The following is a 21,993-nucleotide window of genomic DNA, read 5'->3' as shown; positions in this document are numbered from 1 at the left end:
GAACTACTATATTACAATCTAGTCATTTATTCTTTTATCTTTTATAAATAAAATTAAAACAAATCTTTCTATTAAAAAGTTCTAAAATTATACTTCTGATTATAATTCACACAAGTTTTTTAAAATATAAATCTCTTATTCATATTCAATATTAAAATTCTCTAAAAATATTATTGCAGCTATTTTAATAATTACCCTCCAGATACAAAAGAAAGTACTTCTATTTCTGCATTTTCAAATATCTCACTTTCTTCCCATCTATCTTTTTTCACTATTTCATCATTTACAAGAACAACTGCTCCACTGAGCTCTATTGACCATTCTTCCTCTAGCTTTTTAAGAAGTTTCTGAACTGTAAAGTTTTTTTCTATTGAATAACTTTTTCCATTTAAAATTATATCCATATTCTTCCTTTCTATTCCTAATCCAGAATCTCATTACATCTTTTCATTGGACATAAATCTCCACACATAGTGCATACCTCTTCTTCTATTGGAGCAGAGGATGCTCTGTATGCTTCTGCTTTTTCAGGGTCTATACACTCGCTGAACATTCCTTTCCAGTTAAGTTCTCCTCTGAATTTACTCATTCTATGATCCCATTCAATAGCACCTTTTAATCCTTTTGCTATATCGGCAGCATGACCTGCAATTCTTGATGCCATTATTCCCTCTTTCATATCTTCAAGAGTAGGCAGTCTTAAATGTTCTGCTGGTGTTACATAACAAAGAAAGTCTGCTCCTGAAGATGCTGCAATAGCTCCACCAATGGCAGCTGTAATATGATCATATCCAGGAGCAATATCTGTAACTAAAGGTCCTAATACATAAAAAGGTGCATTGTGGCATAGCTTTTTCTCAATCTGCATATTTGTTACTATCTCGTGCATAGGTACATGCCCTGGTCCTTCTATCATTACCTGCACATCTTTTGCCCAAGCTCTTTTTGTAAGTTCCCCAAGTATAAGCAATTCCTGTATCTGAGGTGCATCTGTGGAATCATGAATACTTCCAGGTCTGAGTCCATCTCCCAGACTAAGTGTAACATCATATTTTCTGCAGATATCAAGAAGTCTGTCATAATGCTCAAAGAAAGGATTTTCTTTATCATTCAGCATCATCCATTGAAAAAGTATAGAACCTCCCCTGCTTACAATTTTAGTCAATCTTTTATTATTTTTTAATCTATCTACACAGGTTCTGTTTAATCCAGCATGAATAGTAAGAAAATCTATTCCATCTTCACAATGTTCTTCTACCACTCTAAATAATTCTTCAATAGACATATCCTTTATATTTTTTCCTAATTTTGCAACTGCATCATACATTGGAACTGTTCCAAGCATAACTGATGATTTATCTACAAGCTCTCTTCTGAATTTTTTAGTATCTCCAAAAGTACTTAAGTCCATTATTGCATCAGCACCATATTCAATAGCTTTCTGTACCTTTACCATTTCTCCGCAATAATCACAGCAGTCTTCTGATACTCCAAGATTTACATTAACTTTAGTTTTTATTCCTTCTCCTACTGCTCTTGGATAAAGATTTTTATGGTTAATATTGGCTGGTATTACAACTCTACCTTGAGCCATCTTCTCCATAAGTTCCTCTTTTGTCAGATTTTCATCTCTTGCTACTATCTCCATCTCTTTTGTGAAAATACCTTTTTTTGCTGCTTCCATTTGTGTAGAATACATACTTTTCCTCCTGTTATTTTTATTCCTGAGCTATAGAGCAGAAAATAAAAAATGCCCTATACCGAAGGGTACAGAGCAATTATTTTTCTCTTTCTGCCAGATAAATTACAATAAGGCTGAAAAATAAACTTGCTTCCCTCCGCTGGTACTATCCAGATCAGGTTCCAAGGGTCAGGTTTTATCCTTCTCAGCTTTTCAGCTCCCCTAGCAGTTTAATTATTATATTCTTTTTTACGATTATATTCCCTAAAGACAGTTTTGTCAAATCTTTTATTTTTTTCCTACACACTATTGAAAATTCTTTAAGTAAAATGTTCTTTTCTATTTAAAGTTTCCTTCTTTTCTATTATATTCTTCCAGTCCTTTTTTAACTACACCAGATAATCCAATAAGTGCGATTATATTAGGCAGTACCATAAGTCCGTTGAACATATCAGCAAGTTCCCATACTAGTTCCACTTTTAAAAGACAGCCTAGAAATATGAAAACTAAAACCACATATGAATATATGTCCACACTTTTCTTACTGGAAAAAAGATATCTGATATTTGCTTCACCGAAGAAATACCAGCCTATAATAGTAGAAAAAGCAAAGAAAAGAAGAGCAACAGCTACAAATATCGTTCCTAATTGTCCCATTCCTTGTTTAAATGCAAACTGTGTCAATGATATACCTGTCATTTTTCCATCTATTGGCACATTTGACAATATTATAAGAGCAGTTATAGTAAGTATTATAAATGTATCAAAAAATACTCCAAACATTGCAACTATACCTTGATCTACAGGATTCCTGACCTTGGCTATAGCATGGGCATGAGGTGTACTTCCCATTCCTGCTTCATTGGAAAACAATCCTCTTGCAACTCCATATCTTACAGCCTGTTTCACCCCCACTCCTAATAGTCCTCCAGTGGCAGCTCTAGGATTGAATGCTCCTACAAATATCATTTCTATACCGTGGATAGTTCCACTCAAGTTAGAAAGAAGTATATACAGTCCTCCTATTATATATAATACAGCCATAAAAGGAACTACTTTTTCTGTAAAAGAAGCTATTTGCTTAACTCCCCCTTTGAATATAAGTCCTGCTATAACAACTGTTACAGCTCCCATTATTATAGGATTTATTCCAAATGCCTCATTAAATGCTTCTCCTATGGAATTTGCCTGTACCATATTTCCTACAAACCCAAGAGCGATTATTATAGTAATGGAAAAGAATACTGCTAAACCTTTACATTTTAATCCTTTACTGATGTAAAATGCTGGTCCTCCTCTTACCTCTCCATTTATATCCTCTTTGTATATCTGAGCAAGAACAGCTTCAGCAAATATAGTTGCCATTCCAAAAAAAGCTGTAACCCACATCCAGAATATTGCTCCAGGTCCTCCTGCTGCTATAGCAGTAGCTGCCCCAGCCAGATTTCCAGTTCCTACCTGTGCTGCCACAGCAGTAGCCAGTGACTGAAATGAATTCATTCCTTGAGAATCAGCCTTACCCTTTCTTGAGCCTCTATGAAATACCCTTCTAACACTATCCATAAACCTAGTGACCTGAACTCCCTTCAGCATCACTGTAAACATTATTCCTGTTCCACACAGTAAAAAAATCAATAAGTAACTCCAAAGAACATTATTTATGTTCTTCACTATCTGTAATATGCTGTCCATTTTTCCTCCTCTTTCCCTAAGAATTCCAATAGTGTTATAATAAAAGCCCTATATCAGATATAGGACTTCTAAGATTTATTTATGATACATTATTTTCATTTTAATGTCAACATGAAATTTTATTTTCTTTTATTTGAATTAAAAATAGTTCTTTTTTAGTACGATAATCCTATTTTTTTATATATTAATAAAAATTTTTAATTTTAAAATTAGTATTTTAGTATAATATTATATCTGCTTAACTATTAAAAGATTGCCTTTATTTTATCATAATATTTTACTACTTAAATTTTTTATAAATATATTAAAGATTATATTTTAAACAATAAAAAACCAGGTTCCTAATTTTAGAATCTGGTTTTACTTATTTATTTTGAATAAAATTCATATCTGTTTTTTCCACTCTTTTTAGCTTGATACAGAGCTTTATCCGCTTTTAAAAATATATCCTTAAAGCTATCAGAGAACTTTATTTCATAAATTCCAATACTTACTGATATAGGCTTCTCTATATTCAATTCTTTAGAAAGTCTTTTTACTTTTGGAAGAATACCTTTTAATTTTTGAGTTATCCATTCAATTGATGGTATTTGTGGAAGAAATACAGCAAATTCATCTCCACCTAATCTTCCTATAACATCTACAGTACGAAATGAATCTTTAAATATCTTTGCAATTTTATTCAGAACTATGTCTCCAAAAGGATGTCCATAACTGTCATTTATATTCTTGAAGTTATCTACATCAAATATCATAAAGACATTTATCCCCTTCATAATATCTATTTTTAGATTTAAAGATATTAACTCTTCCAATGTTGCTCTATTTAAAAGGCCTGTTACAATATCATACTCAGCTTTCTTTTTTAATTCACAGTTATATTCATTCTGCATTAATTCAATAATTTTTTCTTTATGTATATTTTTATATGAACCAATAATTTTATTTATTGTATTATCAGAATCAAAAAGCTGATGATATTTCACATGAAACCAATTTTTCTCATTATTATCAATTAATAATTCTATATCTTTTCCACAATTATTTAATGATAATATACACTTATATAAAGAATTACAATTTTGTATAGTAATTGGAGATTTTTCATCTCCAATAAGTTTACTGAACATTCTCATTTCTTTATCTGGAAATAAATAGAAATTAGTATTGTCATATATTTTCAAAATATCACTTTTTACATCATATTCAAAATAGCTCTCTAATAGTAAATCAATAAACATTGCATAACGTTTTTTTTCCATTTCAAGCTCATGATTCATTTGCATTAATGATGATATATTTGTAAAAATTAAATATAATATTGGGTATTTATCCTCATATAATTCCTCAATAATCAGTCCATTAACTTTTACATAAACTAGATGCCCTAATACATGCAAGAGTCTGTAAGTCATTTCAAAGTTTTTTTGGTTAGCTTCTAATATCTTTTCCACTTCTTCTTTTATACGTTCCATATCATCTGGATGTACATAAAAATTACTATTGAATCCATTTTTTTCAATATTTTCAGCTTTTTCACCAACAAGATTACACAATCCTTGATTAAAATACAAAACAGTTAAATCTTCATTTAGTACAAATTTTCCAATTCCATCAGCAGCTAGTGTCAATACTTCTTCCAGTTCATTATTTTTTACCTGATGATTTGAATTAATATGGTAATAATTATTTTTTTTTGAAAATAGTGTCATACCTTTCTCCCTTTAACTAAATTTCAACATCAGAAAAATCTATATATTACATTTTTTATTATTTAACTAAATATAAAAATCTTTTTTCATTTTTAAGTAATATAATATTAAATGTAAATTTTCAATTATATCCTTAAAATCTAAATAAAAAATGATATAATTATAATATAGCAAATCTCTTTAATTTAGTAAAGAATTTATTAAAAAATTTAACTCTTTAACATATTTCTCTAGCTTCAACGTCTTCTTTATTTAATAGCTCTTTAGATTCAGGGATAAAATATTTTATTTCTACTTTATACCCATTTTTTTTATCCACAAGCTTTTTATAACATTTATTCAAATGTCTACTTCCCCAAAGAATAATACTGTTAAATACATCTTCAAGATCACTTCCTTTATCTGTTAATGTATATTTATATCTAGGAGGATGTGCCTGATATAGTTCTCCTCTAATTATTCCATCTTCTTCTAAAGATTTTAAACGGTTAGACAAAAGGTTAGATGCTATTCCTGTTAATTTATTTAAAAGTTCATTATAACTTTTATCTCCAAGCATTATTTCATGAACAATCAGAAGAGTCCATTTATCTCCAATTATGTTCAATGTCTGTGCTATATTACATGGTAATTCATACTGATTTTTCATACTTGCTCTCCTTTTTTATTTTATTTGTCCAAAAAGATCATTCAATGTTTCACTCATTGTAGGATGTGTAAATATTCCATTTTTTAAAAAAGTATAATCTTTATCTGCCATCATCACAAGTCTTATACTATTTATAACTTCACCTGATTGAGCAAAAAATAGTGATGTTCCTAATATTTTTCCAGTTTCTGCATCTACTACTGCTTTTAAAAGTCCTTCAGTTTCACCAGATATTTTCATTCTTGGAGAAATTGCTGTTATCTTTGAAGTTTTTATTTTATATCCTTTTTGGATAGCTTCTTCTTCTGTCATTCCTACTCTTGAAAATTGTGGTTCTATAAATACAGTGTATGGAACTGGACCTCTTTCTTTTAAGGAATATTTTTTATCTCCAAAAAGTTCACTACGAATTATACGATAATCGTCTAAAGAAGTATATGTAAATTGTAATCCTCCATGAACATCTCCCATTGCCCATACATTATCAACAGATGTATGAAGATTATCATCAACTAATACTGCTCCTCCATCTGTAGTTTTTATACCAGCATTTTCCAATTTTAACCCTTTTATATTGGCTTTTCTTCCTACAGCTACAAGGATAGTATCTCCATCTACACTTTCAATCTGACCATTTCTTTCATAGCTTACTTTATTTTCCAATACCTCTATTACTTTTGCTCCTAAAACAAATTTTATTCCCTTTTTTTCCATAACTTTTTGTATTTCATTTGCTATTTCTCTGTCTTCACGTGGTATAAATAATGGACTTCCTTCTAAAACTGTCACTTCTGCTCCAAAATTATTATACATATCTGCATATTCCAATCCAATATATCCACCACCTATTATTATTAATTTTTTAGGAAGTTCTTTTAACTGCATTATGGCTTCACTATCATAAACATATTTATTTTCTTTCAATCCTTTTATAGGTGGAATAATAGTTTCTGCTCCTGTATTTATAAATATTCTCTCTCCCTTTATTTGAATAGCTTCATTTTCTAATTTTATTTCAATTACTTTTTCATTCACAAAAGAACCTTCACCAGTATATATATCAATATTTTCTTTATCATTAAGATTATCATAATTTTTCTTTCTGAAAATAGAAATCAATTCATTCTTTTTTTCTATAGTATTTTTATATACCTCAGCATATTCTTCAAAAGAATTTAAATTTTTAAATTTATTTTTACCAGCCTCTATTATAAGATACTTTGTAGGAATACAACCTACATTTATACAAGTTCCACCATACATTTTATTTGATTTTTCTACAACTGCAACTTTCCAACCATGGTTTGCCATTTCTCCAGCTAAAGTTTTTCCACCTTTTCCAAATCCTATTATTACTGCATCATAATTTTTCATTTTAAGAACCTCCCTAATCTATAGTTTCCTTTATTTTTATATTTTTCCTCTATCACTTCTTTTCCCAATAATACTCTTTTAACTTTATTTTGTCAAGTTACTTTATTTTTTAAATTTAATTAAATAAAAAATAACCTGATGAGAATATAAAATCAAATACATTAAATACTCCATCAGGTTTTAAAAATTTATTTATTTTTTAAATATTTATCTATTTCAGCTGCTGCTTTCTTTCCTGCCTCCATTGCAAGTATTACTGTTGCTGCTCCTGTTACTGCATCTCCTCCTGCAAATACTCCCTCTCTTGATGTTCTTCCTGTTTCTTCATCTGCTTCTATACCTTTCCATCTATTAACTTTAAGATTTCCCGTTGTTGAAGCTATCAAAGGATTTGGCGATGTTCCCAATGACATTATCACAGTTTCTCCTTCTATTATAAATTCACTGTTTTCTATTGGTGAAAATTTTGCTCTCCCACTTTCATCTGGTTCTCCCAATTCCATTCTTATGCATTTTATCTCTTTTACCCAGCCTTTTTCATCTCCTATAATTTCTGTTGGTGATACTAGGAAATGAAATTTAATCCCTTCTTCCTTTGCATGCTCCACTTCTTCTCTTCTAGCTGGAAGTTCTGCCTCTCCTCTTCTATATACAACTGTTGTATCTGCTCCAAGCCTCTTGGCAGTTCTTGCTGCATCCATAGCAACATTTCCTCCACCTACCACTATTACTCTCTTACCTATTTTTATAGGTGTCGCATAATCAGACTTATTGGCTCTCATAAGATTTACTCTTGTTAAAAATTCATTTGCTGATATTACTCCATTATAATTCTCACCTGGTATATTCATAAATCTTGGAAGTCCTGCACCACTTCCTATAAATACAGCAGAAAATCCTCTTCTAGCTAGTAGTTCATCTATTGTAAAAGTTCTTCCTACTACAGCATTAGTTACTACTTTTACTCCCAGTTTATATAGATTTTCTATTTCCTTATCAACTACTTTTTCCTTTGGAAGTCTGAATTCTGGTATTCCATAACTTAGTACTCCCCCCAGCTTGTGAAGGGCTTCATATATAGTTACATCATATCCCAGCTTAGCTAAGTCACCTGCTGCTGTAAGTCCTGCTGGTCCTCCTCCAATAACTGCAACTTTTTTATTATTCTTCTCCTTTATCTCATATTCTATTCCATTATTTATTACCCAGTCTCCAACAAATCTTTCCAATTTTCCAATTGATACAGGTTCGCCCTTTATTCCTAATATACATTTTCCTTCACACTGAGTTTCCTGTGGACACACTCTTCCACATACTGCTGGAAGATTAGAATACTTTGCTATTATTTTTCCAGCTTCCTTCATATCTCCTTCTTTTATCTTCTGAATAAAAGCTGGTATATCTATTGATACAGGACATCCCTGTACACATAATGGATTTTTACAGTTAAGACATCTTGATGCTTCCGCCTGAGCTTCTTCCATATTATATCCATAGCATACTTCTTCAAAGTTTTTATTTCTTATATCTGGCTCCTGCTCTCTTACAGGTACCCTTTTCTTTTTATCAACTATTATTTCATGACTTGGACAAGATGGATTATAGTGAGTTTCTCCATCTTCTATCTCAAGTATATTTCTTCCTTCTTCTGTCTTGTACATATTCTGTCTTCTCATAGCTTCATCGAAGTTTACCTGATCCCCATCAAATTCTGGCCCATCTACACAGGCAAATTTTACTTTTCCTTCAATTGTTACTCTGCACGCACCACACATTCCAGTTCCATCAACCATAAGAGGGTTCAAGCTTACAGTATTTGGAATATTGTTTTCTCTGCATTTTTTAGAAGCAAATTTCATCATTATCATAGGACCAATTACAATCGCATGATCATAATGTTTTCCTTCTTTTAAAAGATCATCTATCACATCTGTAACCATTCCCTTTTTCCCATATGTTCCATCATCTGTACATATATAGAGATTTTCTGATACAGCTTTCATTTCATCTTCAAATATTAAAGTATCTCTGCTCCTTGTACCAATTATTACATCAGCATCCATTCCATTTTCTTTCATCCACTTTACCTGTGGATATACTGGAGCTGTTCCAACACCTCCAGCTACAAAGAGATATTTTTTCTTTTTCAGTTCCTCTATATCTGTATGAATCAATTCGCTTGGCTGTCCAAGAGGACCTACTACATCAGCAAAATATTCTCCTTTTTCAAATTCTCCCATTTTTCTTGTACTCTCTCCCAGTACTTGAAAAACAATAGTTACAGTTCCCTTTTTTCTGTCATAGTCACATATAGTCAAGGGAATACGTTCCCCTTTAGGATTTGTCTTGATAATAAGAAACTGTCCTGGTTGAGCTGAAGCAGCTAAATCAGGAGCTTCTATATCCATATAACAGATGATGGGTGTTAGCCATTTCTTTTCTACTATTTTATACATTCAAATTACCTTCCTTTATTACATTTATCTTTTATTATTATATACCTTAGAGTATACTGTAAGTCAACCTTTAATTTCCTCAGGCTTAATTTCCTAAAAGTATCCAATGCTATATTGTTCAAAAATTCCATTCTTCTAAGTCTATATGATGATTTTAAAAAACTTTATAATAAAAAATTATACAAAAAAAAGAGAAGTTTTTATGAATACCTTTCATTAAATTCTCTCTTTTTTTATTTTATAATTTTATTTCTTTAAGTATATCATATGCAAGTTGAGACTTTTCCTTTTCAGGTATCTCTTTCATATCTTCATCTTTTTTTATTATAAATATTTCATTAGTTTTTTTCTGCATATTAACAGCATTATTAGCTACTATCATATCCAGATTCTTTCTTTTTAATTTACCAAGAGCATTTTCAATAATATTTTCTGTTTCAGCTGCAAAACCTATCAAAAATTGTTTTTTCTTCAATTTTCCCATTTCAAATAGAATATCAGGATTTCTATCCAAAATAATAGTCATATCTTCATCTTTTTTCTTTATTTTTTCAGTTGAATATACTTTTGGTTTGTAATCAGCAACTGCGGCACAAGCAATTGCTATATCCGCTGTCTCAAATTCTTTTACAGTAGCGTCATACATCTCTTGAGCACTTCTTACTTTTATGAATTTTTTTAATCCCTCTGGAATATCAAGTTCTGAAGGTCCTGAAACCAGGATAACATCTGCTCCCAGCTTTTGTGCTGCTGTCGCCAGAGAATATCCCATCTGCCCGCTTGATCTGTTGGAAATATATCTTACAGGGTCTATAGCTTCTTCTGTTCTTCCAGCAGTAATAAGTATTTTTTTACCAGTTAAATATTTATCTGTTTCTTTTTCTTCAAAATATTTTTCTAATATACTTACTATTTCAGCTTCATTTTTCAGTCTTCCTTTTGCATTTACATTACATGCTAAAAATCCTTCATCTGATTCAATAAAATTATAATTATATTTTTTCAGTTTCTCTATATTTTCTTTTAAAATTGGATTCTCATACATATTGACATTCATAGCTAAAGCAAAAAAGACTGGACTTTTAGTTGCGGAAATTACAGTTGAAAGCATATCATCTGCTATTCCATTAGCTATTTTTCCTATTATATTGTATGTTGCAGGTGCTATAAGCACTACATCTGCCCATTGAGCAAGTGAAATATGTTCCACTTCAAAATGAGGAGTCCTATCCCACATACTTACATAAACCCTCTCTCTAGATAAAGTTTCAAGAGTGAGAGGTGTTATTATTTCAGTTGCATTTTCAGTCATTATAACTTTTACATTATAACCTTTCTTTTTCAAAAGAGAAACTATATTTGCTGATTTATAAGCAGCTATTCCGCCAGTTACTCCCAGCAGTATATTTTTCATTATTGTCCTCCAATTATTTCTCTATTCTTTTTTCAAGATAATATTCATCTCTTTTTTCTTTAAATTCTTTTATTTGTTCAGCAGTAAATCCTGCATCTACTAAACTATCAAAATCATAATCTCTCATATCTTCCATAAATTCATAACATCCTTCACTGAGTATGTTAGCAAATTTTCTAGTTTTACTATAGATTTTACTGATCTTTTCTCCTTTGTTTAAAAGAGTAACTATTTCCCATTCAATCTTTTTATCCAAATAATCTTGATACTTTTTCTTTCCTTCTTCTATACCTTTCAAATCCTCTGGCATAGCATCAAGCAAATCAAAAGTCATCTCTTGAAGATATGTAACTCCCTTTTCTTTTAATGCCATATTTAATTCTTGAAATTTACTTGAAGAGAAAAATTTTTCAATTTCTACCTTATAAGAATATTTTTCTTTAGTATTATAAGGAATACAGTAAGAATCCAAAATATCTTTTAACCTTTGAACTTCTTCTTTGTTCTCCTTAAGGTTTTTCTCGAATACTTCTAACTGTCTTGGTGTAAACTTATTCAAAGATTCGATTTCATTGATTAAATTAGAAATTTCATTTTCTTTAGAAGAAAGCGTTTCTTCCAGTTTTTCAATTTTTTTCAAATATTCTTCATCATTACTTTTTTTGAATATTGATAATAGTCCCATAAATTCCTCCCAAGTACATTGATATTAATTAGATTATAAAGCATTTTGCCAATAACTACAACCATTTTTTTCTTTTAAAATATGTAAGCATTCCCAAAACTAAAATAAACATGACACATAAGATTACATAATATCCATCACGCCATTCTAATTCTGGCATATATTTAAAATTCATACCATATAAGCTGGCTAAAAAACTTAATGGCATAAATATTGTTGATATAATAGCAAGAATTTTCATAACTTCATTCATTCCATTACTGATAGTAGAATTGTAAAGCTGAACAAGCTCTGTTACCCTGCTGTTCAATATATCCAATGTATCACATACAATTATTCCATGATCATACAAGTCTGTCAAATATATTTTTATATCATCATTAAAATATTCTGTGAGTCCTTTTGACTGTAATTTAGCTATAAGCTCTCTTATTGGAGATATCGACCTTTTTAAAGTAGTTACTTTCTGTTTTAAGTTCATTATAGACTGAAGATCATCTTTATTAGAATTGTTTATAACCTTAGATTCTAATCGATCTATTTCTAATTCTACCTCATCTAATATAAGAAAATAATTATCAACTATTGTATCTATTATTGTATATGCAAGATATCCTACACTTTTCTTTCTCATTTTAGAGTTATGTGCTTCTATTCTTGCTCTTATAGTATCAAAAATATCTCCTGGGCTTTCTTGAAATGTAAGGAGATAATCTTCTCCAAGTATGAAAGATACCTGTTCATAGGCTATTTCTTTTGAAATAAGATTTAAGTTTAACATTTTCATTACTATAAATAAATAATCTTCTCGTTCCTCTACTTTTGCTCTTTGAGTGCTGTTCACAAGATCTTCCAGTATCAAATTATCCAGGTCATACATTTCACCTACTTTTTTTATTAAGGGAATACTATGAATACCATCTATATTTACCCAGGTAACCCCTCTAAAATTTTTATCAAAACTAAAGTCATCATCTTCATTATAATTTTCCTTTTTTATTATACTGTCATTATATGAAAATACTTCAATAGATATTTTGTGATCAGAATCTTCACCTGTGTATATTATACTCCCAGGAGGAAGTCCTACCTTTTTTTTTCTATTTGATGAATCCTTCATTTAATTTACCTCACTTCTTCTATTTCAATCTTTTTCTGAAATAATCATCTATTTCCTTTTCTCTTTCTTGAGAAAAATTTTTTATTTGCTTTTTTACTAATTCCTCTACATACATTATTTCATTTTTATTTTCAGGATAATATACAGGTGTCTCTTTTAAAGGCGTAGAATAAAATTCAAAATTTTTTCCTTTTATTTTACCATTGTATTTAAACCATTGTAAAAAAACTTCTGAGTTTATATACCCCAGTATATAAAAAAGATTTATATTTTCATTTTTCTTTGTTATAAAATATATATCTGCACTTCCATAAAATTCTCCATCATCATAAGAGAATTGATTAGTTTTACATCTTTGACGCACTAATATTTTAGATTTGGTAAACATCTCTCTTTCCCTTGCCCATTGAAGTTCCCACCACTTAATACTTCCAGTTTTTACTTCTCTTCTTTTGGAAAGTTTAGTTTGATATTTTTTTAAATGTTTCATAACAGTTTCATCAGGAATAGTTTTTTCATCCAGATATAATATCCAGAAACTATTTTTTTTATTTGTATATTTTTCTATATCTTTATTTTTATAAAAAGGTTTCAAGTAATCTTTAAATTCATCTTTATACTCTTTAAATATATATGCTTCATCTAATCCTGAAACAATTCCTTGATTAATATTGACCAAGTCTTTCATTTTATAGTTAGACATTTTTAATATTTTTTTATTAAATTTCAGAGCTTCTTCATCAGCTAAGACTATTTTTCCATTATCATCGTACAATAATGTATTTTTTATTTCAAATTTTTTTTCAGGAATGTTTATTTTTACTTTTTTATCTTTCTTTTTATCTTTTTCCCAAAGAAATATTATATTATGCTGTCCTACAGCCTTTGTGAATACTGAGTTATCATAATTTATAATCTCCAAAAAATTTCCATTTTCTCTCAATGTCTTTCTCAATTTTTTGCCGCTGTCGGCTCTGAGCCAGTAATTCGTAGTTATGTATGCCATTATTCCTTTATCTTCTAATATTTCTATGCCTTTTTCTATAAAAAAATAAAAATAATCCATTCTAGCTTCATAATATCTTTTACCGAATTCTGTTTCTCGTATCTCTTGAAATATACTCTTATTATTTTTTTCTCCTAAATATGGAGGGTTTCCTAAAAGGATATTAAATTTTATATTTTCCAGTTCCAGTGAATTACAGCATAATATTTTTATCTCTCCAACAAGTCCATATCTCTTTAATAATTCCCTGCCTTTTACTACAGTAAGCTTTACTGCTTTTTCATTTATATCAAATCCTGTAACCCATGTATCAGAAAAAAAATATTCTCCTGTAATTTCTTTAGATATCTCTAAAAGTTTTTCTAAAGCTATTAACAAAAGATTCCCATTTCCACAGGAAAGGTCTCCCAACTTTACGGCTTTTAATTTTTTTAAAGTTTTATTCTCACCAAAATAGCACTTAAATGCTTGTTCAATGATCTCTTTTGCTATTTTATGAGGGGTATAAATACTGTAATTATACTCTTCTTTCATAATTTAAAACACTTCCATTTTATTTTTTATAAGAGATTTTGTCCAGAATACCATATATACTGCTGAAAATATAAATAATTTAACAATTGTATTATGTATATAATAACTTGCACCTAAAGCAGCTGTTGTTGTTAATAATACTTTTCCGAAAAATATTAAAGATTTCTTCAATGGAAATTCCATATATTTTTTTCTGAATACATATACAAGAAGTAAAAAATTTACTCCTGAAGCTATAGAAGTAGAAAGAGCAAGTCCTCTATATGCCATTGGCTTTATCAAAATAAAATTAAGAATTATATTTATTATAATAGAGACTATAGAAAACCTTACAGGATAAGAACTATTTTTTACACTATAAAATGCTCTTGTCATAAGATATATTGCCGTATAAAAATACAATCCCAATGAATAATAAAGCAGAACTTCTGATGTAACTTTTACAGCATCTTCTCCAAATTTTCCATAAGAAAGTGTCAATCTAATAACATCAGCAGAATAAAATGTCAGTACTGCCATTGAAGGTATAATTAAAAATAACAGTATATTAAGTCCTTTAACAATATTATTTTCTGCTGTTTTTAAATCATTTTTTGCTACTGCCTTTGCTAATACTGGAAATATAACAGTTGATATAGATACTCCAAATACCCCTACTGGAAGAAGATACAGTCTTGTTGCATTTTCCAAAGCTGTTACCCCACCCTCTTGCAGATATGAAGCAAATACCTGATCTACTATTGTATTTAATTGTCTTGCAACTATTCCTACCAACATAGGACACATAAGTATAAATATTTTTTTTAAATATGGATCTCTCCAATTTATTTTGAATGAATATCCTTTTACTATTTTAAAAAATGATGGCAGTACTACTAAAAGCTGGAATATTCCTCCAATTACAACACCATATGCTAAAGCCGAGATACCAAAAGTTTTGCTGAATCCCATTGAAGCTAAAATTATGGCAAGATTGAAAAAGATTGAAGTTGAAGCTGGAATTGCAAACTGTTTAAAATTATTCAACATAGCACATATCATTCCAGAAATACTTATAAATATAAAATATACTGACATTATTTTTAAAAGTTGTGATGCCAGTATTTTTGTTTCTGCTGGAAATCCATTTACTATAAGATTTATTATATTCTGTGAAAATATTATCATTAAAAGTGTTACAATGGTACTGAAAATAAAGATAAGATTTAATATGGAATATATAAATTCTTTTCCTTTTTCCTCTCCCTCTGTTTCTATTTTTTCATTATATAAAGGGATAAATGAGCTTCCCAATGCTCCTTCTCCCAGTAATTGTCTAAAAAAATTACTTATTTTAAAAGCACTAAAGTATGCATCTGTTGCTGCTGAAGCACCAAAGTAGTAAGCTATAATAGTAGCTCTTACCAATCCCAGAACTCTGCTTACCATTGTTATTATCATTACTAGAAGCCCGCTTCTGAACATAAAAAAAAACTCCTCTATTTTTATTATATAGTTGTATTTAAAAATTTAATCAATGCTTATTTCTCATAACCATATCTCCATCTATAAGTATAAGTCCATCCTTATATAATTCTAATATGGCAAGAAATATATATACAAGATGCATTCTATTTTCTGCTTCTTCAAAAAGTGAATCGAAAGTTCTGTTTTGTGAAAAAGTTTTTAAGTATAATCTATCCATTTCATCTTTTAAAGTATACTGCTTATCCAGATGAAGTTCCATATATTCATCATCTTCATTCTTTTTAAGATACTTTACATATAAACTGTATAAATCTCCAGCTTTTAGTTTAGAAAGGTCATATTCTTTTGCTACTTTTTTAATAATTTTTCTTCCTTCACCTCTGGAATAAGAGATATTATATTCATTTTCCATCTCTCCAACTTTTACAGCTATCTCTTTAAAAAGTTTGTAATCTTCTAATCTTCTTTTTAATTCCTTCTCTTTGTTCTGTTCATCATTGATAGTTAAAAGAGTTGAAGCTTTTATTTCTAACAGTTCAGATGCTACAACAAGAAATTCTACTTTTATGTGAAAGTTCTCATCTTTTGCCTGTTCCAGCACAGAAAGATATTCATCTATTATTTGAGATATTTTTATTTCAGATATCTTCAATTTTTTTTTATCTATAAGATGAAGAAGAAGGTCCAAAGGCCCTTCAAAATTATCTATCTTTAGAACTATATCCATTTTTCCTCACTTTTACAAAACTTTGCCAGTTTTTTACATCATTCCCTATCACTTGTTTAAGCTCATCTACAGAACTGAATTTTTTCTCATCTCTCATAAACTTCATTATTTCCACATATATTTTTTTCCCATATATATCTCCGTCGAAATCAAGAATATGTACTTCTACACTTCTCTCTCCCGGTTTTAAGGTAGGGTTAACTCCTATATTTACTACACCATATCTTTCTATATCTTCCCCTTCTATTTTTACCATAGCACCATATATTCCAAAAGGAGGATATAATCTATTTGATAATTTTATATTAGCTGTAGGAAATCCTAACTGTCTTGCAATCTTTTTACCATGTATTACTTCACCAATTATAAGGAACTGATGTCCTAAATATTTGTTCACTTTTTCAAATTCTCCACGCTGAATACTTTTTCTGATTAAAGTGGAACTGATAATCTGATCATCAATAGCTACAGCAGGTATTTCGTTAACTTTAATACCCATACTTTCACCAATTTCTATAAGATCTTTAGTTTTTGCTTTTCCCCCTTCTCCAAAGGAAAAATTAAATCCTACAAATATTTCCTTACTATCTACATCTTTTTTTAATATTTCTACAAATTCAACAGCTGTTAAATCAGCGAATTTTTTATTAAAAGGCTGAAGGATAAGATAATCTACCTCCATATTCTCTAAAATATATATCTTTTCTTCTAAAGTATTGATACTTTTAGGTATTTTTGAAGCATCTATTATCTCCATTGGGTGATTGGCAAAAGTAAACACAACAGACACCCCATTGTTTTCTTTAGCTTTTTTCACAGCTGCTTCTATCAACTGCTGATGTCCATAATGTATTCCATCAAATGTCCCTATGGCAACATAGCTATTGTGAAATTGTTCCTTTGTATCAAAAATATCATTGATTATTTTCATATTGCTTATTCCCCTATTCTCTTTCTTCCTCTAAAAGATTGTTGTAAATTTCTTCAATTCTTCTGAATCTATTTCTTACTCCTGATTTTGATATACCAATCATTTCAGCTATTTCTTGAAGAGAGCTTTCAGGATTTTGTAATCTTAAAAATGCTACTTCTTCCAACACAGGACTTAGGGTATTCAAACCAAGTATTTTTCCTATATAATTTATCATTTTTATTTGATTATTTCCAGTATTTAATGTTTTTGTTTCATTGGCTACTTCCCAGTTCATCTCTCTGATAGTTTTATTTTTTAAATCTTTTATCATAGTAGTTTCTTCATATTTGAAAAAAGCCTGTATAGTACCAATCATTACCATTACATCCATTATATCTTCTGAATTTCTAAGATACACCAAAGGTTTATTCCTTTTTTTAGTTTTAAATACTTTTTTTCCTTCTTCTTGAAGCAATTCATAAAGCTTGTCAGCAGCTTCTTCATTGTCAATAAAAAAATCTAAAGCGTACTCTTTCACAGGGTCTTTAATATACCCACATGCTAAAAATATTCCTTTTATAAATCCTTTAAGTATATCTTCATTATCTGATACAGCATCTTTAGGTATGTCTATTTTATTTATAAAATCTCTGTATCCTCTTTGTTTCTGCACAGTTATAACATATACATTATGTTCTCCAAGTCTCCGACTTGTAAGATACTTTATTCCAATAGTAAGATTGGTTATTTCTTTAAGTATCTTATATACTCTTTTTGCTAATGAAAGATTTTCAAGCTTAAGTTCTATTTTATCTTTTCCTAATGCATTCTTACTAAGGAGTATTCCAGATAATTCAGATGTTTTTTCTATTTCGCTGGTTACCTCATTTGCCAATATCTCCTGCTTTACTTTAAAGGTATAAGACATTTCTGCTCTCCCCCTTTGATTTTAACTATTTTGTCTCTGCCCAGTTTTTACCAATATTGGTATTTATATCCAGGACTACATCATCAAATTTAACAGAATTTCTCATTATATTTTCTATTATTGTTCTATATTCTTCTATTTTTTCCTCTTTTATTTCAAATATAAGTTCATCATGTACCTGCAATAAAAGAGAGATATCCTCTTTATTTTCTATAACTTTAAATATCTCAATCATGACCTTTTTCAGTATTTCAGCAGCAGTTCCTTGAATTACACTATTTACAGCCATTCTTTCAGCCTGATTTTTTATATTTTTATTTTTAGAAATGATTCCTTCTATTATTCTTCTTCTGCCAAAATATGTTTCTGTATATCCATTTTTTTCAGCATAATCAATTATTGATCTTTCAAAATCCTTTACTTTGGGATACTGTTCAAAATATCTGTTAATATAATCATTAGCTTCTTTTTGAGTGATTCCTAATTCCTTAGATAATCCAAAAGCTGTTTTTCCATATATTATACTGAAATTTATAGTTTTGGCAATTATTCTCTGTTCACGGCTTACTTCCTGTCCATCTTCAAGTTCAAATATTTTTTTTGCAGTTACTCTATGAAGATCTTCGTTGTTTTTATAAGCAGCTATAAGATTTTTATCTTTTGATAGCTCAGCCAGAACTCTAAGTTCTATCTGTGAATAATCTATTCCCATAAGAACATTTCCTTCATCAGCTATAAATCCCTGTCTTATCTTCATTCCTTCATCTGTTTTTACAGGTATGTTTTGAAGATTTGGATTAGATGATGAAAGTCTTCCAGTTGTAGTTCCTATTTGATTAAATGTTGTATGAAGCCTGTCCTTACTGTCTGCCAGTTTAGGAAGAGCATCTACATATGTATTTTTCAGTTTTGCATATTTTCTGTATTCTAGTATATATATAGCTATTTCTATTCCATCATTTTTCAATTTTTCCAGCACTTCTTCATCAGTAGAAAGCCCTGTTTTTGTTTTCTTCACAGGGTCTAAATTTAATTTAAAAAATAAAACCTCTGCCAGTTGTTTAGGAGAATTTAAGTTAAATTCTTCTCCTGCTATCTCAAATATTTTCTTTTGAAGGTCATTTAATAATGTCTCCAGCTCTTTTTCATATTTAGCAAAATATACTGGATCTATTTTTATTCCTCTTCTTTCCATTGCAGAAAGTACTTTTATAAGAGGCATTTCTATTTTTTTAAGCACATCAAAAAGATTTTTTCCTTTAATCTCTTCCATTGCTATACCATAAGTTTCCATTATTCCTTTGCTTCTTTCTGCAAGAAACTTTCCATATTCTTCAGTAGAAAGATTACCTGGAGCTTCTTTTCCAAACTTTTCCGAATATGATGGTATATCTATTCCTGATAGCTGCTCAAGAGGGATTTCCACTCCTTCTTTAGTTTGAGAAGAAATTAAATGATATGCTATCATTAAATCCATATCCATATTTTTTATTTCTATACCCTCATTTAATAAAGGTTTAAAATTATATGTTATAAATGCAGAATCAGAATTTCTAAAGAATTCCTTTATTTTACTTAAATCAAGATTTTTATGAAACAGTGGTGTATGTCCTAATGGAATATAAAAATCATCTTTTAAAGAACTTACAGCAAATCCTGTTTCTGAATAAAAGAAAGATAATCTCTTCTCTTTTGCTAATTTATCACTGAATTGTTTAAATTTTTCTTCATCATCCACTATCATAAAATTTCTATCTTTTGATACTGGTGCAACGGTTTCCCTTTCCTCCACAGAAGAAGTTGCAAATAACCCCATCTGGAGATTGCTAGATTCAGGTATTTTTTCTTCAACTGGTGGTGCTGCTGACTCCAATCCCATTTTTTTTACTAACACTCTAAATTTCAATGTTTTAAACAAATTCAAAAGTTTTTTATTATCCAGAGAATATTTTAAATCATCTATTTTACAGTCTAATGGAATATCTTTTTCTATAACAGCAAGTTTTCTGCTCATAAAAGCTATTTCTTTATCTTCTTTCATATTTGTTATAAGGGATTTTCCTATTCCTGGTATTTCAGTTAATTTGTCTATGTTTTCATAAACTCCTTCTAAATTTTTATACTTTTCAAGCATAGGAACAGCTTTTTTTGGTCCTATTTTCCTAACTCCTGGTATTCCGTCACTTGAATCTCCTATTAAGCCAAAAAAATCCGGAATCATTTTAGAAGTTACTCCCAAATATTCTACAACATCTTCATCTGTTTCCAGTATTTTAAATTTATCTCCACCTTCTCCTTTACCAAGAAGAGCTATTTTTACATTTTTATCAAGTATTTGAGCTAAATCTTTATCTCCTGTAACTACAATTACTTCTATTCCCTCTTTTGACAGCTTCTGAGAAAGTGTTCCTATTACATCATCAGCTTCATATCCATCTATTTTAAATCTATTTATATTAAATCCATCTAATAATTCTTCTATTCTTGGTATCTGCAAAAGAAGATCTTCAGGTACTGCATCTCTTTGTGCTTTATATTCACTGTATATTTCACTTCTTTTCAGAGAAGCTCTCTTTACATCAAAAGCTGCTCCTATATAATCAGGGGAGAACTCTTTTATTATACTTAAAAGTGTATTAGTAAAACCATATACTGCCCCTGTAGGTTCATTTTTAGTTCTAAAATTCATGTTTGCAAAATATGCTCTATACATTATTGCACTTACATCCAAAAGTACAGCTTTCTTCATTTTTTCTCCTCCATAACTCAAATTATTTTCCATTTCATATTATATCATAAATCTATACAAAGTCCTCTATAAAATTTTTTCCCTTTTTATATTCTAAAAATTTTATAATAAGTTTTTTTTATATATTAAATCTGGAAATATATTTCTGCTTAAAATATGAAATATAAAAGGACTGACTCCTGTAGGTCACAGAAATCAATCCTTATTAATTTTTAAAATAGAGTAAATATTTTTAGATACTCTGAATTTTACTGTTTTGTTGAAATAATTTTTTATATGGAATTAAAACTTATACCCCAATCCTGCTCCTACTATCCATTCACCTTTTGTTTTATTTTTTCCTGAATTATTATTTGATTCTCTTTCCACTGCATAAGTTCCCTTTACATCAAAAAGTACTCCATTTTCAAGTTCAAGAGCATATTTTGCATTCAGTCCTATGCTATGTTCATTTTTATGAGCAACTAAGATATCAAAGTCCCTTCCACTTTTAAATCTTCCTTTGATATGTTCCTCATCTGCTCCATCTAATATTCTTGTATAGCTTACTCCTGCTGTCAGTGTACTCTTTCCTTTTTCATGTGGTATTACTTTTTTAAGGTCTACTCCTACTTTAGCTGATGTATAGTCAAATGATTTTGAATCTGTTTCTATAGCCAGAGCTTTGTTTCCCTCATCTGCTCCATCCTGATCTATGTATGTATATGAAAGTGTTCCATATGGTTCAAGAAATAGATTATCTCCTATTGGGTTGGAATATCTTCCATTTAGATAGATATCATATGTCATATCATTATAGTTTGATGAATAATTTCTTGTTTCAGTTATTCCTCTTCCTGCTGCTATTCTGTCTATATCATAATCTCCATACTGGAATCCCACTCCT

17 protein-coding genes and 1 riboswitch are annotated in these 21,993 nt (G+C 29.5%); all 17 genes read right to left on the bottom strand.

Features of this window, described 5'->3' with window-relative positions:
* Nucleotides 1-191: 191 nt before the first annotated feature.
* The gene (gene thiS, locus E6771_RS05525) at nt 192-404 is read right to left on the bottom strand and encodes a sulfur carrier protein ThiS (RefSeq protein ID WP_316090152.1); all 213 of its coding nucleotides are present in this window, start codon (nt 402-404) and stop codon (nt 192-194) included.
* A 17-nt stretch (nt 405-421) separates the two neighbouring features.
* Nucleotides 422-1,699 (bottom strand): phosphomethylpyrimidine synthase ThiC, encoded by a 1,278-nt coding sequence (gene thiC, locus E6771_RS05520; RefSeq protein ID WP_316090151.1) that lies wholly within the window; start codon nt 1,697-1,699, stop codon nt 422-424.
* 117 nt (nt 1,700-1,816) lie between these two features.
* Nucleotides 1,817-1,915, bottom strand: a riboswitch (TPP riboswitch).
* 105 nt (nt 1,916-2,020) lie between these two features.
* Nucleotides 2,021-3,373: a sodium:alanine symporter family protein gene (locus E6771_RS05515; protein ID WP_316090150.1), complete on the bottom strand. Its 1,353-nt coding sequence runs from the start codon at nt 3,371-3,373 to the stop codon at nt 2,021-2,023.
* A gap of 368 nt (nt 3,374-3,741) precedes the next feature.
* Nucleotides 3,742-5,085 (bottom strand): sensor domain-containing diguanylate cyclase, encoded by a 1,344-nt coding sequence (locus tag E6771_RS05510; protein WP_316090149.1) that lies wholly within the window; start codon nt 5,083-5,085, stop codon nt 3,742-3,744.
* A gap of 217 nt (nt 5,086-5,302) precedes the next feature.
* Nucleotides 5,303-5,734, bottom strand: coding sequence for a helix-turn-helix domain-containing protein (locus tag E6771_RS05505; RefSeq protein WP_316090148.1), 432 nt, complete (start codon nt 5,732-5,734; stop codon nt 5,303-5,305).
* Between the two features lie 15 nt (nt 5,735-5,749).
* Nucleotides 5,750-7,108 (bottom strand): FAD-dependent oxidoreductase, encoded by a 1,359-nt coding sequence (locus E6771_RS05500; RefSeq protein ID WP_316090147.1) that lies wholly within the window; start codon nt 7,106-7,108, stop codon nt 5,750-5,752.
* A gap of 188 nt (nt 7,109-7,296) precedes the next feature.
* Nucleotides 7,297-9,564, bottom strand: a complete 2,268-nt coding sequence (locus E6771_RS05495) for a bifunctional dihydroorotate dehydrogenase B NAD binding subunit/NADPH-dependent glutamate synthase (RefSeq protein ID WP_316090146.1) — start codon at nt 9,562-9,564, stop codon at nt 7,297-7,299.
* Nucleotides 9,565-9,802: 238 nt separating this feature from the next.
* Nucleotides 9,803-10,978, bottom strand: coding sequence for a bifunctional phosphopantothenoylcysteine decarboxylase/phosphopantothenate--cysteine ligase CoaBC (gene coaBC, locus E6771_RS05490; protein WP_316090145.1), 1,176 nt, complete (start codon nt 10,976-10,978; stop codon nt 9,803-9,805).
* A 13-nt stretch (nt 10,979-10,991) separates the two neighbouring features.
* Entirely contained in the window at nt 10,992-11,663 is a 672-nt protein-coding gene (locus E6771_RS05485) for a hypothetical protein (protein WP_316090144.1), read from the bottom strand.
* Nucleotides 11,664-11,718: 55 nt separating this feature from the next.
* Entirely contained in the window at nt 11,719-12,783 is a 1,065-nt protein-coding gene (corA, locus tag E6771_RS05480) for a magnesium/cobalt transporter CorA (protein WP_316090143.1), read from the bottom strand.
* 19 nt (nt 12,784-12,802) lie between these two features.
* The gene (locus tag E6771_RS05475) at nt 12,803-14,323 is read right to left on the bottom strand and encodes an Eco57I restriction-modification methylase domain-containing protein (protein ID WP_316090142.1); all 1,521 of its coding nucleotides are present in this window, start codon (nt 14,321-14,323) and stop codon (nt 12,803-12,805) included.
* A 3-nt stretch (nt 14,324-14,326) separates the two neighbouring features.
* Nucleotides 14,327-15,787 carry a murein biosynthesis integral membrane protein MurJ gene (murJ, locus tag E6771_RS05470; RefSeq protein ID WP_316090141.1) on the bottom strand — a complete coding sequence of 487 codons (1,461 nt, stop codon included), beginning with the start codon at nt 15,785-15,787 and terminating at the stop codon, nt 14,327-14,329.
* 49 nt (nt 15,788-15,836) lie between these two features.
* A complete protein-coding gene (locus tag E6771_RS05465; RefSeq protein ID WP_316090140.1) occupies nt 15,837-16,517 on the bottom strand; it encodes a ScpA family protein in 681 nt (226 codons plus the stop codon).
* On the bottom strand, nt 16,492-17,448 hold the full coding sequence (locus tag E6771_RS05460; RefSeq protein ID WP_316090139.1) for a bifunctional riboflavin kinase/FAD synthetase: 957 nt from the start codon (nt 17,446-17,448) through the stop codon (nt 16,492-16,494). Before E6771_RS05460 ends, E6771_RS05465 begins: the two co-directional genes overlap by 26 nt.
* 13 nt (nt 17,449-17,461) lie before the next feature.
* Nucleotides 17,462-18,358 (bottom strand): DNA-binding protein WhiA, encoded by an 897-nt coding sequence (gene whiA / locus E6771_RS05455; protein WP_316090138.1) that lies wholly within the window; start codon nt 18,356-18,358, stop codon nt 17,462-17,464.
* Between the two features lie 25 nt (nt 18,359-18,383).
* Nucleotides 18,384-21,107: a DNA polymerase I gene (gene polA, locus E6771_RS05450; protein WP_316090137.1), complete on the bottom strand. Its 2,724-nt coding sequence runs from the start codon at nt 21,105-21,107 to the stop codon at nt 18,384-18,386.
* A gap of 282 nt (nt 21,108-21,389) precedes the next feature.
* Nucleotides 21,390-21,993: autotransporter outer membrane beta-barrel domain-containing protein (locus E6771_RS05445; protein ID WP_316090136.1), on the bottom strand; the 604-nt coding region annotated here is incomplete at its 5' end.

This window comes from Fusobacterium sp. (genome assembly GCF_032477075.1).
Classification (GTDB): Bacteria; Fusobacteriota; Fusobacteriia; order Fusobacteriales; family Fusobacteriaceae; genus Fusobacterium_A.
This window is presented reverse-complemented; position numbering and strand designations above follow the sequence as displayed.